Genomic DNA, 12,645 nt, shown 5'->3' with positions numbered 1-12,645 from the left:
CCGGCGATCGTCGCCGGCTTCATCACCGTGCTGGTCGGCTTCGCCAGCTCGGCAGTGATCGTGTTCCAGGCCGCGCAGGCCGTGGGGGCCGACCAGGCCCACATCGCCTCGTGGATGTGGGCGCTGGGGCTGGGCATGGGCGTGACCTGCATCGGCCTGTCTCTGCGCTACCGGGTGCCGGTGGTCACCGCATGGTCGACGCCTGGGGCGGCGATGCTGGTCGTCGGTGCGGGTGGCGCCTCTCTGTCCGAGGCCACCGGTGCGTTCCTGCTTGCGGCAGTGCTGGGCATGCTCGCCGGCTTCTCGGGCGTGTTCGCCCGGCTGATGAAACGCGTGCCCATGGCCCTGGCCGCGGGCATGCTGGCCGGTGTACTGCTGCGCTTCGGGCTGGACGTGTTCGTGGCGATGAACACCCAGCGCGTGCTGGCATTGGCCATGTTCGCTACCTGGCTGCTGGGCCGCCGCCTGTTACCCCGCTATGCGGTGATCGCCACCCTGCTGGTCGGCATCGCCATCGCTGCCAGCCAGGGGCTGCTGCATGCACAACAGGTGCACCTGCAACTGGCGGTACCGCAATGGGTCACTCCCTCGCTGTCGTGGACGGCGATGGTCGGCATCGCCCTGCCCCTGTTCGTGGTCACCATGGCGTCGCAGAACATCCCCGGTGTGGCGGTGATGCGCGCCTCCGGCTACGACGCGCCGGTGTCACCGGTGATCGGCTGGATCGGCGTGGTCAACACGCTGCTGGCGCCCTTCGGTGCCTACGCATTGAACCTGGCGGCCATCACCGCGGCGATCTGCATGAGCCGTGATGCCCACGAAGACCCGGCACGGCGCTACACGGCGGCGATTGCGGCCGGCGCCTTCTATATCGTCATCGGCCTGTTCGGGGCCACCGTAGCGGCCCTGTTCGCTGCCTTTCCCAAGGAACTGGTGGCCTGTGTGGCCGGCATCGCCCTGTTCGGCACCATCGGCAACAGCCTGGCCAGCGCATTGGCAGTGGAGCGCGACCGCGAGGCCGCGCTGGTCACTTTCCTGGTGACCGCCTCGGGCATGACGCTGGCCGGTGTCGGTTCTGCGTTCTGGGGCCTGGTCGCCGGAACGCTCTGCCTGTGGGTGCTGCGGCCGCGGCGGGCTGGCTGAAGGGATCAGCCGGTCAACACGGCGCCGAGGATGCCCAGGCCTACGGAAACGGCAATGGCGATCACCGCGCCGATCACGCTGGTGTCGCCACGTGCCGCCAGCGTACTGCGCACCGCAGCTTCATCGTCGCGGTTGAGCGCCTCGGCGCGCGCGATCTCCCGCTGGCAGTGCTGCAGGTACCAGCTGTTGGCGAGGACACCCACGGCGATGCTCATACCCAGGTTGATCACCAATGACAGGGCTTCAGGCACATCGAGCAACGCCTCGATCACGCTGGAAGCCAGCAGTACACCTACCCAGATGGCGGCCATGCGATACATCTTCCGGTACATCATCCAGATCACGCCAAACAGGAAACCCGGCCAGTGCCAGGTGCCTGCCGCGTTCGCGGTGCCCTGATCCAGGCGCCAGCGCTTGCGGTAGATCGGGAAGTTGCCGCCGACAACGGCTGCATAGAGCGCCATCCGGCCAGTCAGTCCGGCGCCCAGTGGAACGGCATCGGGCGTGGCGGGCGCAGCCGGTGCACGGTAGGGATCATCGCTGGCCGCTCTGGCAACGGCGGCCTCACCGACAGGCGGTGCTGCCCAGCCATCTGCGATACCGTTGCCCTCCGACGCTGGCGTTGCGGTCTGCAGCGCCTGCAATGGCTGCCAACCAGCCATGCCCTCGCACCAGATCAGCGTGTGCCCGGCGATGACACCGTCCTGCTGCAGCTTCTGCAGGCCGGCCAGGTCCACTGGACCTTCACTGCTGCCATTTCGAGCGTAGTACCACTGTGCTTCCTGCATTGAAGATCGTCCTGTGTAAGCGTTTTTCGGGTTACAGGGATGCGCTGGACAGCGTCTGCACCAGCGTGTGGCGACCGCCTGGTGCCACGGTGACCACATCGGGTCCGGCGTTGGCCGCTTCCAGGCATACATAGTCGCGCCAGCCATCGCCGACATCGGCCATCCTGGCGGCAGCTTCGGCGCCCGGGTTCCATGCCACCAGCGAGCGGCTGCCTTCGGTGCGGAGGTCGATGCGGCGCTTGAGCACCGGATCGCGCAGCACATAGTGCCCGCCGGCCTGGGTGTAGATGCGGTCGCTGCGGCCCGGGTCACGCGGATCGCGCAGCGACCAGGGGCCCTGCTGGCGGCGCGGCTGGGCGTAGTTCTCGAACTTGTCGAGGTAGTCCAGGCCGTCGACGCCGTCGACATCGACCTTGCTGGCGTCACCGACACGGAAGTAGTTGTGCAGCGCCTGGGTGATGGTGGCCGGAGCCTTGCCGGTGTTCTCGGTGACCAGCTGCTGGCGCAGTTCACGGCCGACACGGACGGTCATGGTCAGGCGCAGGCCGAGGTTGTCCAACGCCGGCGGGGCCAGGGTCAGCTCGATGCTGCCATCGTCGAGCCGGCGCGCCTGCTGCAGTTCCCAGGGCAGGGTGCGCACGAAACCGTGGGCGGGCACGTCGTCGCCCTGCCCCTGGCGGCCGAAGTAGGGCCAGCACACCGGGCTGCCGCCACGGATCGGCGTGGGCAGCGCAGCACGCTTGGGCGAGAGCCACATCACATCGGGCTGGCCCTTGGGCACGAACGAGAGGAGTTGGCCGCCGAACACGCTGATTGCGGCGGTGGCCTGGGGAGTTTCCACCAGCCAGGCGTCGAGTCCCTGGAACTGGCCACTGCTGACACCCTGGATCTGTTGCACGCTGGATCGACTCCGGATGGCCGGCGACTGCACGGCACTGTAGTTGTTGGGAAGGCTGAAGCGGGTCGGCGCGGCTGGCGCCTGTGCCTGCGGTTGTGCCTGCAGCGCGCGCAGGATGCGCTGGCCGGCGCGACCGTCGGCGTCGGCCCATCCGAGCCGACGCTGCTCGACCTGGATGGCGCGACGACTGGCGGTACCGATCATGCCATCGGCGGCGCCGATGTCATGGCCGCGCGCGAGCAGCAGGGTCTGCAGCTGGCGGCGCTCGTCGCGGCCAAGGCCAGGATCATCGGTGGGCCAGGCGGTGACCAGGCCGTTGCTGCCACGCAGGCGGTCGGCCAGGGTGGCGATGGCCAGCGCATAGCTCTCGGCCGCGTTGTAACTGTAGATCGCGTCGTAATTGCGGAACACCAGCAGCGCCGGGCCTTTTGTCCCGGCCGGCAGCAGCAGCGCGGCGCGGGCATCGGCCGGCAGGCCGGACGGTGCCAGCGCGCTGCCGTCCAGGCCGGTCACGCCCAGTGCGCGCCAGTCGGCCAGTGACCGGCGCTGGGTGCGGCCCGCCTGGCTGGCGTTGAAACCGGCGGGGACACGGACTTCCATGCCCCAGGGTTCGCCGGTTCGCCAGCCGGCACGCTTCAGATAGTTGGCGGTGGAAGCCAATGCATCGGGAATGCTGCCGACCAGATCGCGGCGGCCGTCGCCATCACCATCAACGGCAATGCGTGCGTAAGTGCTGGGCATGAACTGGGTGTGGCCGAAGGCACCGGCCCAGGAACCGGTCAGGCCCTGCGCCTGCAGGTCGCCCTGGTCGATGAGCTTGACCAGCGCCAGCAGTTCGCCGCGGAAGAAGGGTTGCCGGCGGCCGGCACAGGACAGCGTGGCCAGCGACTGCAGCAGCGGGCGTTTGCCGAACACGCGGCCGTAGTCGCTCTCCACACCCCAGACGGCGACGATGGTGATGGGATCGACACCGTACTGCGCCGATACACGCTGAAGCAGGTCACGGTGCTGCTGCAGCATGGCGCGACCGTCGTCCACGCGCTGGCGATCGACCAGTGCGGCCAGGTAGTCCCAGATCGGCGTGGTGAACTCCGGCTGCGCATCGAGCAGCGGCAGCACGGTAGGGTCGGGCTGCAGTCCGGCGGTGATCGCATTGAAGCGGTCAGCGGCAATGCCCTGGCTGGCGGCCGTCGCCTGCAGGCCCGCCATGCAGCGGGCGAACGCGGGATCAGCGGTTGCCGCTGCTGCCGGCGGCGCGGCCGCTGGCATGGCAAGCGCGGCGGCCAGGCCGAGCGTGGTCAGAATGGGCATGGCGTCCTCCGTGTTGCCGGTGCTGCAGCCATGGTAACGCGGAGGGGCGACAAGGTTGGTCGAGATTGCCGGCCAGCGACCGGTACTACCTGTGCCTAGGGTGAGGGGCGCAGGAGGCGCAGGCCATAGGCGGGATCGTCCGCGTTCCAGGATGCCGCCACCTCCAGCCCTGCCTGCTGCAGCAGGTGGCCGAAGCTGGCATCGGTGTACTTGTGGCTGTACTCAACGCGGATCGGTTCGCCAGCGCTGAAGTGGAAGGTACGGCCGTCGAGATGCACGTCCTGCTCGCGCTGGCTGACCAGATCGGTTTCGATGCGCAGGCGTGCGGTGCTGTAACGGGCCCGGTGACGGAAACCGTCGAGATCGAAATCGCTGCCGACCTCGCGGTTGAGACGCGCCAGCAGGTTCAGGGTGAAGGCGGCGGTGACACCGTCGGCGTCGTTGTAGGCAGCCTCGATCAGTGCCGGGTCCTTGTGCAGATCGATGCCGACCAGGGCCAGGCCGTGCTTGCCCATGGTCTGGCGCATTGCGCGCAGCAGCGCGATCGCATCCTCATCGGCGAAGTTGCCCAGCGTGGAGCCCGGGAAGAACAGCAGCCGGCGCGCGGCAGGCCGCTCTGGCGCGGGGACCTGCACAGGGCGGGTGAAGTCGGCACACACCGGCAGCATTTCCACGTCCGGCAGCGCCGGGGCCAGGTGGTCGATGCTGGACAGCAGGGCCGCGCGCGATATCTCGATGGGTGTGTAGGCCACTGGATCCTGCAGGGCAGCCAGCAGGCGCGCGGTCTTGCGGCCGCTGCCGCTGCCCAGTTCGACCACATGCACGCGCGGCCCCACCGCCTGGGCGATCTCCGGCAACACCCCATCCAGCAGGGCCAGCTCGGTGCGTGTGGGGTAGTACTCGCGGGTGTGGGTGATCTGCTCGAACAAGCGCGAGCCGCGTGCGTCGTAGAAGTACTTGGAAGGCAGCTGCCGTGAGGCGTGCGACAACCCCGCCACGGCGTCGGCAAGGATCTGCTGGCGGCCGGGGGTAAGGTCGGTCAGCGCCTGCAGCGCATCCTGGACGGTACTCATGAAAGATCCCTTGCCAGGCGCAGGCCTGAGAACTGCCAACGCGCCGGTGGCATGAAGAAGTTGCGGTAGCTGGCCCGTACATGGCCGCGCGGCGTGGCGCAGCTGCCACCGCGCAGGACCCACTGGCCACACATGAATTTGCCGTTGTATTCGCCGAGGTTGCCGGCGAAGGGACGGAAGCCGGGATAGGCGCCATAGGCGCTGCTGGTCCATTCCCACACGTCGCCGAACAACTGGCGCAGTCCGTCGCCCTGCCCTGCCATCGGGTGCAGATGGTCGTCATCTGCGAAGTGGCCTTCGACTGGCTGCGTGGTGGCGGCCGCTTCCCATTCGAATTCGGTGGGCAGGCGGGCACCGGCCCAGCGTGCGCAGGCATCGGCTTCGTAGTAACTGAGGTGACAGACCGGCGCATGCGGATCGAGCTCGCGCCAGCCACCGAGGGTGAACTCGCGCAGCAGGTCGTCATCCCAGTACAGCGGATGCTGCCACTGCTCGGCCTCGCGCAGCGCCCAGCCTTCGCTCAGCCACCAGCGCGGATCGCGGTAGCCGCCGGCGTCGATGAAGGCGCGGTACTCGGCGTTGCTGAGCGGGCGTTCGGCGATGGCATGCGCGGGAAGCAGCACGCGATGCACGGGCGATTCATTGTCATAGGCGAAGGCTGCGTGCTGCGGCCAGGCGGACGCACCGATACTGACGATGCGTTCGCCCTGTTCCACCCAACCCTGCGTGCCGAGGGCGCTGACGGGGATGGGCAGGTCTTCGCGGTACGGCGGCTGCAGCGGATTGCACCAGAAGGCGTGCTTGATGTCGGTGAGCAGCAGCTCCTGGTGCTGTTGTTCGTGCTGCAGCCCCAGCCGCAGGTGCTGCAGGGCGTCGCTGCCGAGATCGCCATCGCGCAGTCCTGCCAGCACCTGCTCATCCACATGCTGGCGGTAGGCGTGGACCTGCTGCAGCGAGGGCCGCGACAGCAACCCGCGCTGAGGCCGTGCGTGAGCGGGGCCGAGACTCTTGTAGTAACTGTTGAACAGATAGTCCCAGGCCGGATCCCAGGGTGTGTAGCCGAGCTGGCTGGCCAGCACGAAGCGTTCGAAGAACCAGGTGGTGTGGGCCAGGTGCCACTTGGCCGGGCTGGCATCGGCCATGCTCTGCAGCAGGGCGTCTTCCGGGCTGAGGGGTGCGGCCAGCTGCACGCTGCGCCCCCGCACATGGGTGAAGTGGCGGGCGAGGTCACGCTGCGGGGCAGCGACGGCGGCGGGTACGCTGTCCATGCCACCAGCTTCGACCGCGGCCGGTGAGCGCAATGTCATGGCCCGGTGCCACGGTGTTCACATCAGGCTGCGCCTATTCAAGAAGGTCGCTGCTGCGCCGCTAACGGCAGTGCTGCGGCCGCGTCGTGACCGCGCTGGAATTCCGTGTGTCCCATCATCCGCTTCGACAGCCTGTGCACTATCTGTTCGTGCTGCCCGCCGTGCTGGTCGCGCTGGTGCTGTGGGCGAGCCTGGAAAGCGATGATGTCGGCCGCGCCGGGCAGCGCATCCTGCCGTGGTTGCTGGCCTGCCTGGGTGCAGGGCTGGCGCTGCTGTACAACCAGGTGCGCACGCTGTGCCTGTTGCTGCTGGTGGCGCTGGCCTTCGCGGTGCTGCACCAGGACCTTGGGCATTACCTGCGCGAGGGCCGGGTGACGGCGTTGACGCCACTGCGCTTCCACGCGATCTCGACCTGGCTGCCGTTGCTGTTCGCCGTCCATGCGTTGTGGCCCGAACGTGGTCGCCGCCGCCAGGACCTGCTGCTGAGGGCCACGACCAGCGGTGTTGCCGTGGCGATCTTCATCCTGCTTGCCGCGCAGCAGCCACAGGGCATGCACGACCTGCTGTCGAACCGGCACTTCCCCTGGATTCCGAGCGACTGGAACGCGCTGGCGCAGCTGCCTGCCGTGCTGTTCCTGCTGGCCACCGCTGCGCTGGGATGGCAGGCGTGGCGCCAGCCCCGGCCGTTGCATACGGCGATGCTGCTGGCCCTGCTGTGCCTGTGGTGGATGCTGCCGCGGATCTTCCTGCAGCCGGTGCTGCTGCCGGCGCTGAGCGTAGCGGCGCTGCTGCTGATGCTGGGCGCGACCCTGCAGGAGTCCTTCCACATGGCCTTCGGCGACGAACTGACCGGCCTGCCCGGTCGCCGTGCGTTCAACGAGACCCTCAAGCGCGCCACCGGCACTTACAGCATCGCGATGATCGACGTGGATCATTTCAAGAAATTCAATGACACCCACGGCCACGACACCGGCGATGACGTGCTGAAACTGGTGGCCTCACGGCTGTCGCGGGTGGGCGACGGCGGCCGTGCGTTTCGTTATGGCGGCGAGGAATTCGCCGTGGTTTTCCTCGACCGCCCGGCATCGGCCTGCGTGGATGCGGTGGAGGCGCTGCGACAGGGCATCGAACAGAGCCGCATGCAACTGCGCGACCGCAGCACGCGCACCCGCGACGATACGCTCGGCCAGCAGCAGCGCGGGCGCGGCGGTGGCGGTGCGGTGGTGCAGGTAACCGTCAGCATCGGCCTGGCCGACAGCCGGGTCGATCGGCGCCCTGCCGGGGTGGTCAAAGCGGCCGACCAGGCGCTGTATGCGGCCAAGGAGGAAGGCCGCAACCGCGTGTGCGCGCATGGCGGCCAGCGCGTGCTGGCCGTGCGCGGCAGCCAGGCTCAGACGGCGTCGAGGTAGTACCAGCGACCCTCGACGCGCAGGAAGCGGCTGTGCTCGGTCATTTTCACCGCGCTGCCGCCGCCGACGCGGTAACGGGCGGTGAAACGGACCTCGGCACTGTCGCTGCCGGTCGCCCGGTGGGCCTGCACGGTCAGGCCCAGCCATTGGGTACGCTGGCCGGGGGCATCCTCGAGCGACAGTTCTGCCGGACGGGTGTCCGGGTGCCAGGTGGCACGCAGGTAGTCCGGCAGGTGGCGCACATAGGCGCTGTAACGCGAGCGCATCAGGCGCTCGGCGTCCGGCGCGGCGTCGCCGGCATGGAAGCGCCCGCAGCAGGCGGCGTAGTCGGCGGCCAGGCCACAGGGACAGGGATCGGGGGCGGTTCGGCTCATGCGGGTATTGTCGCGTGGGCGGCGGCAATGTGACAGGCGTATGCTGTCGCGCCCCCCACTTCGATCGATCGCCGTGCTGGAACTGATTCCTCCTGAGTTGTGGTGGTTGGTGGTGATCGCCTTCATTGCCGGCCTGGTCGATGCGGCCGTGGGCGGCGGCGGACTGGTGCAGCTGCCCGGCCTGTTCACGGTACTGCCGCAGCAGACCCCGGCGATGCTGTTTGGCACCAACAAGTTCAGCTCGATGTTCGGCACCGGCGCAGCGGCATGGCGCTATGCGCGCAACGTGCGCTTCCCGTGGAAGCCGGTGCTGTTCGCTGCCGGTACGGCCTTCGTGTTCTCCTTCCTTGGCGCTACGGCGGTCAGCCTGTTGCCCAAGGACGCAGTGCGGCCGCTGGTGCTGGTGCTGCTGGTGGCGATGCTGGCCTACACGCTGTGGAAGAAGGACTTCGGCGCGCTGCACCGGCCGCAGGACATCGGCCGCCGCGAGCTGGTGATCGCGCTGGCGATCGGTGCGGCGATCGGCTTCTACGATGGCTTCTTCGGGCCCGGCACCGGCAGCTTCCTGATCTTCCTGTTCGTGCGCTTCTTCGGGCTGGACTTCCTGCGTGCGTCGGCCGCGTCGAAGGTGGTGAACCTGGCGACGAACGTGGCGGCGATCTCGTTCTTCGTACCGACCGGCAACATCCTGTGGCTGTTCGCGCTGCCGATGGCGGCGGCCAACATCATCGGTTCGGCGGTGGGCACGCGATTGGCGCTGAAGGGCGGCACGCCGTTCATCCGCAAACTGTTCGTGGGCCTGGTGGTGGTGCTGATCGCGCGGATGGCGTGGGATACGTTCCGTAGTGCGTAAACGCGGTTGCCGGCCAGCGGCCGGCACCACCACTATCGGGGTTCATGACCCGGTAGGTGCCAACCTTGGTTGGCACGGCGTTTCCAGAGCGGTCAGGCCTCGGCTTCTTCCGGTTCGTCGGCCTGCTGGCGGCTGCGCTCCGGCAGCTTCAGGCGCTTGCCTTCTTCGTCGTACTCGATGAGCAGCACGCCCGAATCGTGGCGGCCACTGATCTCGACGAAGCAGGCGCCACCGATGAACGGTTCCAGCGTCATCACCGATTTCAGCGGGGTGGCCACCACCATCTGGAAACCGAAGTTGTCGAAGATGTTCATCGCCAGCGCGGTGAACTCGTTGTCGGCCTTGTCGAAGGCTTCGTCGAGCACGACTGCGGCATAGCTGGGCAGCTGGCTGTCGGCGCCGCCGAGCTGGTAGCGCAGCGCCGCCGCCAGGCAGGTGGTGGCCAGCTTCTGCCGCTGGCCACCGGATTTGCCGGCGCCGCTGCGGTAGATCTCGACCTGCTGGCGCGTTTCCACATCCAGCTCCACGCCGATGAACTCCACGTGCAGGCGTACGTCCAGCACCACTTCGCGCCAGCGCTTGTCTTCGCCTTCCTGCGATCCGAGGCGGTTGACCAGCTGGCGCAGGACGGTGAACTGCGTTTCGGCAAGGTCGCGCTGCTCGGTCTGCTGCTGCGACAACACCTCGCGCAGCTGCTGGTGGAACTCCTGCACTTCCGGCAGGCGCCGGTCGTTCAGTTCGATGGTCAGCAGAGTGCCACGGTTGAAGGGCACCTGCTCCAGGCTGGCGTTGACTTCGTCCAGGCGCTGGCCAATCGACTTGCGGGCCTCGGCGCTGTGACGCTGCAGCGCGAGCAGGTTGTTCTTGCTCTGGTTCTGCAGCAGGTCGAAGAAGCGTTCTTCGTGCTGCGGCAGGCCATCGCGTTCAAGGCGTTCGAGGCGGGCCAGGAAATCCTCGGCCGAGGCCACCGACACGGTGAAGTCGCCCGATTCTTCCGGCCACTGCTGGATGAAGCGACGGAAGCAGCCCAGCAGCAGGTTCTCGATGCGGTTGACGTCCTGCTGCGAAGACGACAGCTGTTCGTTCAGCGCGTTGCTGACCTGGCGCATGTGCGCTTCCAGCGTTTCCAGGCTGAGCGGGCCCTGCTCCTGCAGGCGCTCGGCCAGGCCGGCTTCCTGGTCTTCGGCCAGCGCTGGCAGGACCAGTGCCCGGCTCTGCTGGCGGGCACGGTCCAGGCGGTCGCGTTCGCGCACCAGCTGGCCGCGCTCGACGCGGGTGTCTTCGTAAGTGCGGCGGGCCTGCTCGATATCGGCGCGGGTGGCGTCGATCTGCTGGGCGATCCTGGCCAGGTCGGCATTGCCTTCGCGCAGGGAGTGCAGGCTGGCCTCGATGTCGGCCAGGCGCTGCTGCGGCGCGGCGACGTCGATTTCGTTCCAGCTGATGCCGACCAGCTGGTGGCATGCCAGGCGACGTTCGTTGTCGCGGTCGCGCTGGCTGCGCAGGCGCGCGATGTCGGTATCGCAGCTGGCGATACGGGCGGCCAGCTCCTGGGCTTCCTTCTCGAAAACGGCGAGCTTGTCGCGGTTGCTGAAGCCCAGCAGCCAGCGGCGGCGATCATTGACCGCACTGCGGTCGTCCTTCTCGAAGCGATCGCCCGGATGCTTGACCTGGCCTTCCCGGGTGATGCCGCGGTCGACGTTGCGCAGCTGCTTGGCGTCCACGCATTCGTAGTCGAAGCGCTTGCCCAGCTCGCGACGCAGCCAGCTTTCGAACACGTGATCGCGCAGTTCCAGCTTGTGCAGCAGCGACTTGGCGGACGGTTCGCGGGCGAACGCATCATCATTGCGACGCACGCGGTAGTAGGTGAAACGCATGCCCAGGTGGGTGCGGTTCACCCACTCGGCGACGTCGTTGTAGTGCTTGTCATCGACCAGCAGCGATTGCGCGAAACCACCGAGCACGCGCTCGATCGCGCCCTGCCAGCTCTGCTCTTCCGAGCGGACCTGGATCAGTTCGCCGACGAACGGCAGGGCCGCTTCGGAGATGCCGGTTTCTTCGGCCAGGCGTGCGCGCAGCTTCTGCATCGGCGCCGGAATGCTGGAGGGCGTGCGCTGCATCGCCTCCAGTTCGCCACGCACTTCGGAGAAGCGCCGCTCGTCGTCGCGCTTGCCGCCCAGCCGTTCGCTGATGGCATCGTCCAGGGCGCTCGACGCACGCTGACGGTCTTCCAGTTCGGACTGCGCCTGCTCGACCAGCTCGGCGAAGCCATGTGCATCCTCGGGCAGCGCGGCCTGCAGCTTCTGTGCGGCGTCACGCGCCTGCGCCTGCTTGGCCAGGCGGCGGTCGCGTTCGGCTTCGGCGCGGCCCTGCTCGCGCTCCAGTTCCTCGATGCGCTCGCCACCCTGCTGGCGGCGCTGCAGTTCCAGCTCGGCCAGGCGTTCGGTGTGGTTGTCCAGCGCCGCGCGACGCTGCGCTTCTTCGCCCAGCAGGCCACGGTCGCGCGTATCCATTTCACGCAGGCGCGCTTCGATCAACAACTGACGGCGGCTTTCGCGGAAGCTGTCGATGCCGAGCTTGAGCGCCTCGTCGTCGCCGCGACGGCGGCTCATCGCCTGCAGGTCACGGTAGTGGTCGCGCGCCGGCTGCAGGGTTTCGACCTGGCGCCGCGCAGTGACCACGGCCTGGTGCGCGCCATCAAGTTCGGCGAAATCGCTGACCAGTCGTTCGGCAGCGTCGAAGGTCTTCGGCGTGTCGAGCATGAAGTCGCGCAGGAAGACGTTCAGGTCACCCAGGTTCTTCGCCGACTGCGTCTTGTGCAGCAGCCGCAGCGCCATCTCGTTGTCGATGCCGAGCAGGTGGCGGAAGCGTTCGGCATAGCCGGAGAACGTGTCGAAGTGATGGACGTCGGCCAGCTTCTGCTTGAGCTTGCGCAGGTCCAGATCGAAGCCGCCCAGATCCTTGGCGATGTCGAACGGGCGCTCGGCGATCATGTAGTGCTTGCGCACGTCACCGGCGGAGGTGCTGCTGCCGGCGATCCACAGCAGGCGCACCAGGCTGACCACGCGGCCGTCGCCGGCGCGGTACTCCAGCACCAGCGCGGTCCAGGTCGCGCCCTTGCGCAGGTACTGGGTGGCGATTTCACCGGTGCCACTGTCCTGCTGGTCGGCCCACGCGCCGCGCACGTAGGACACCAGGTTGCGGTCGCGGCCGCTGCGTTCGGCTTCACGCGCTGCGGCGTTGAAGTCGACGATGGCCGGTGGCGTCAGCAGTGCGGACATGGCGTCCAGCAGGGTCGACTTGCCCGAACCGGAGCGGCCGACGAACAGGAAGCCGCGCTCGGCGATCGGCACTTCGGTCAGGCCGTTGAAGGTGCCCCAGTTGTGCACCTGCAGGCGACGCATGCGGAACTGCTGCAGGCGCGGGTCCGGCAGGCCTTCGTTGAACAGGGCGGGAGTGTGCTTGGAAATGGCCATGCGGTGCTCGGGTCTC

The 12,645-nt window shown here is 68.0% G+C and carries 9 protein-coding genes (1 of these 9 only partly in view); 3 read left to right on the top strand and 6 right to left on the bottom strand.

What is annotated here, in order from left to right; translation table 11 throughout:
* A protein-coding gene (locus K5K93_RS12935; RefSeq protein WP_222388103.1) for a benzoate/H(+) symporter BenE family transporter crosses the window boundary here: on the top strand, positions 1 to 1,143 show its 3' portion. Its footprint begins 45 nt before the window's first position; the window shows 1,143 of its 1,188 coding nt (coding positions 46-1,188); its start codon lies off the left edge, out of view; the stop codon is at positions 1,141 to 1,143.
* 5 nt (positions 1,144 to 1,148) lie between these two features.
* Here K5K93_RS12935 and K5K93_RS12930 read toward each other — a convergent pair whose 3' ends face one another.
* The 4 genes from K5K93_RS12930 to egtB form a co-directional block, all read right to left on the bottom strand.
* Positions 1,149 to 1,931, bottom strand: coding sequence for a DUF2628 domain-containing protein (locus K5K93_RS12930; RefSeq protein ID WP_222388102.1), 783 nt, complete (start codon positions 1,929 to 1,931; stop codon positions 1,149 to 1,151).
* A gap of 31 nt (positions 1,932 to 1,962) precedes the next feature.
* On the bottom strand, positions 1,963 to 4,098 hold the full coding sequence (locus tag K5K93_RS12925; RefSeq protein ID WP_261311972.1) for a lytic murein transglycosylase: 2,136 nt from the start codon (positions 4,096 to 4,098) through the stop codon (positions 1,963 to 1,965).
* 137 nt (positions 4,099 to 4,235) lie between these two features.
* Entirely contained in the window at positions 4,236 to 5,213 is a 978-nt protein-coding gene (gene egtD, locus K5K93_RS12920; RefSeq protein ID WP_222388100.1) for an L-histidine N(alpha)-methyltransferase, read from the bottom strand.
* Positions 5,210 to 6,481 carry an ergothioneine biosynthesis protein EgtB gene (gene egtB, locus K5K93_RS12915; RefSeq protein ID WP_222388099.1) on the bottom strand — a complete coding sequence of 424 codons (1,272 nt, stop codon included), beginning with the start codon at positions 6,479 to 6,481 and terminating at the stop codon, positions 5,210 to 5,212. Before egtB ends, egtD begins: the two co-directional genes overlap by 4 nt.
* Positions 6,482 to 6,627: 146 nt before the next feature.
* On the opposite strand from egtB, the gene K5K93_RS12910 reads away from it, so the two are divergent.
* A complete protein-coding gene (locus K5K93_RS12910) occupies positions 6,628 to 7,929 on the top strand; it encodes a GGDEF domain-containing protein (protein ID WP_222388098.1) in 1,302 nt (433 codons plus the stop codon).
* Here K5K93_RS12910 and K5K93_RS12905 read toward each other — a convergent pair.
* Positions 7,911 to 8,303, bottom strand: coding sequence for a YchJ family metal-binding protein (locus K5K93_RS12905; RefSeq protein ID WP_222388097.1), 393 nt, complete (start codon positions 8,301 to 8,303; stop codon positions 7,911 to 7,913). The genes K5K93_RS12910 and K5K93_RS12905 overlap by 19 nt on opposite strands.
* A gap of 73 nt (positions 8,304 to 8,376) precedes the next feature.
* Here K5K93_RS12905 and K5K93_RS12900 point away from each other — a divergent pair, with 73 nt between their 5' ends.
* A complete protein-coding gene (locus K5K93_RS12900) occupies positions 8,377 to 9,156 on the top strand; it encodes a TSUP family transporter (RefSeq protein ID WP_222391070.1) in 780 nt (259 codons plus the stop codon).
* Positions 9,157 to 9,248: 92 nt separating this feature from the next.
* Here K5K93_RS12900 and K5K93_RS12895 read toward each other — a convergent pair whose 3' ends face one another.
* A complete protein-coding gene (locus K5K93_RS12895) occupies positions 9,249 to 12,629 on the bottom strand; it encodes an ATP-binding protein (protein WP_140226721.1) in 3,381 nt (1,126 codons plus the stop codon).
* Positions 12,630 to 12,645 lie beyond the last annotated feature (16 nt).

Source organism: Stenotrophomonas sp. DR822, from assembly GCF_019793815.1.
In the GTDB taxonomy this organism is placed as follows: domain Bacteria; phylum Pseudomonadota; class Gammaproteobacteria; order Xanthomonadales; family Xanthomonadaceae; genus Stenotrophomonas; species Stenotrophomonas indicatrix.
This window is presented reverse-complemented; position numbering and strand designations above follow the sequence as displayed.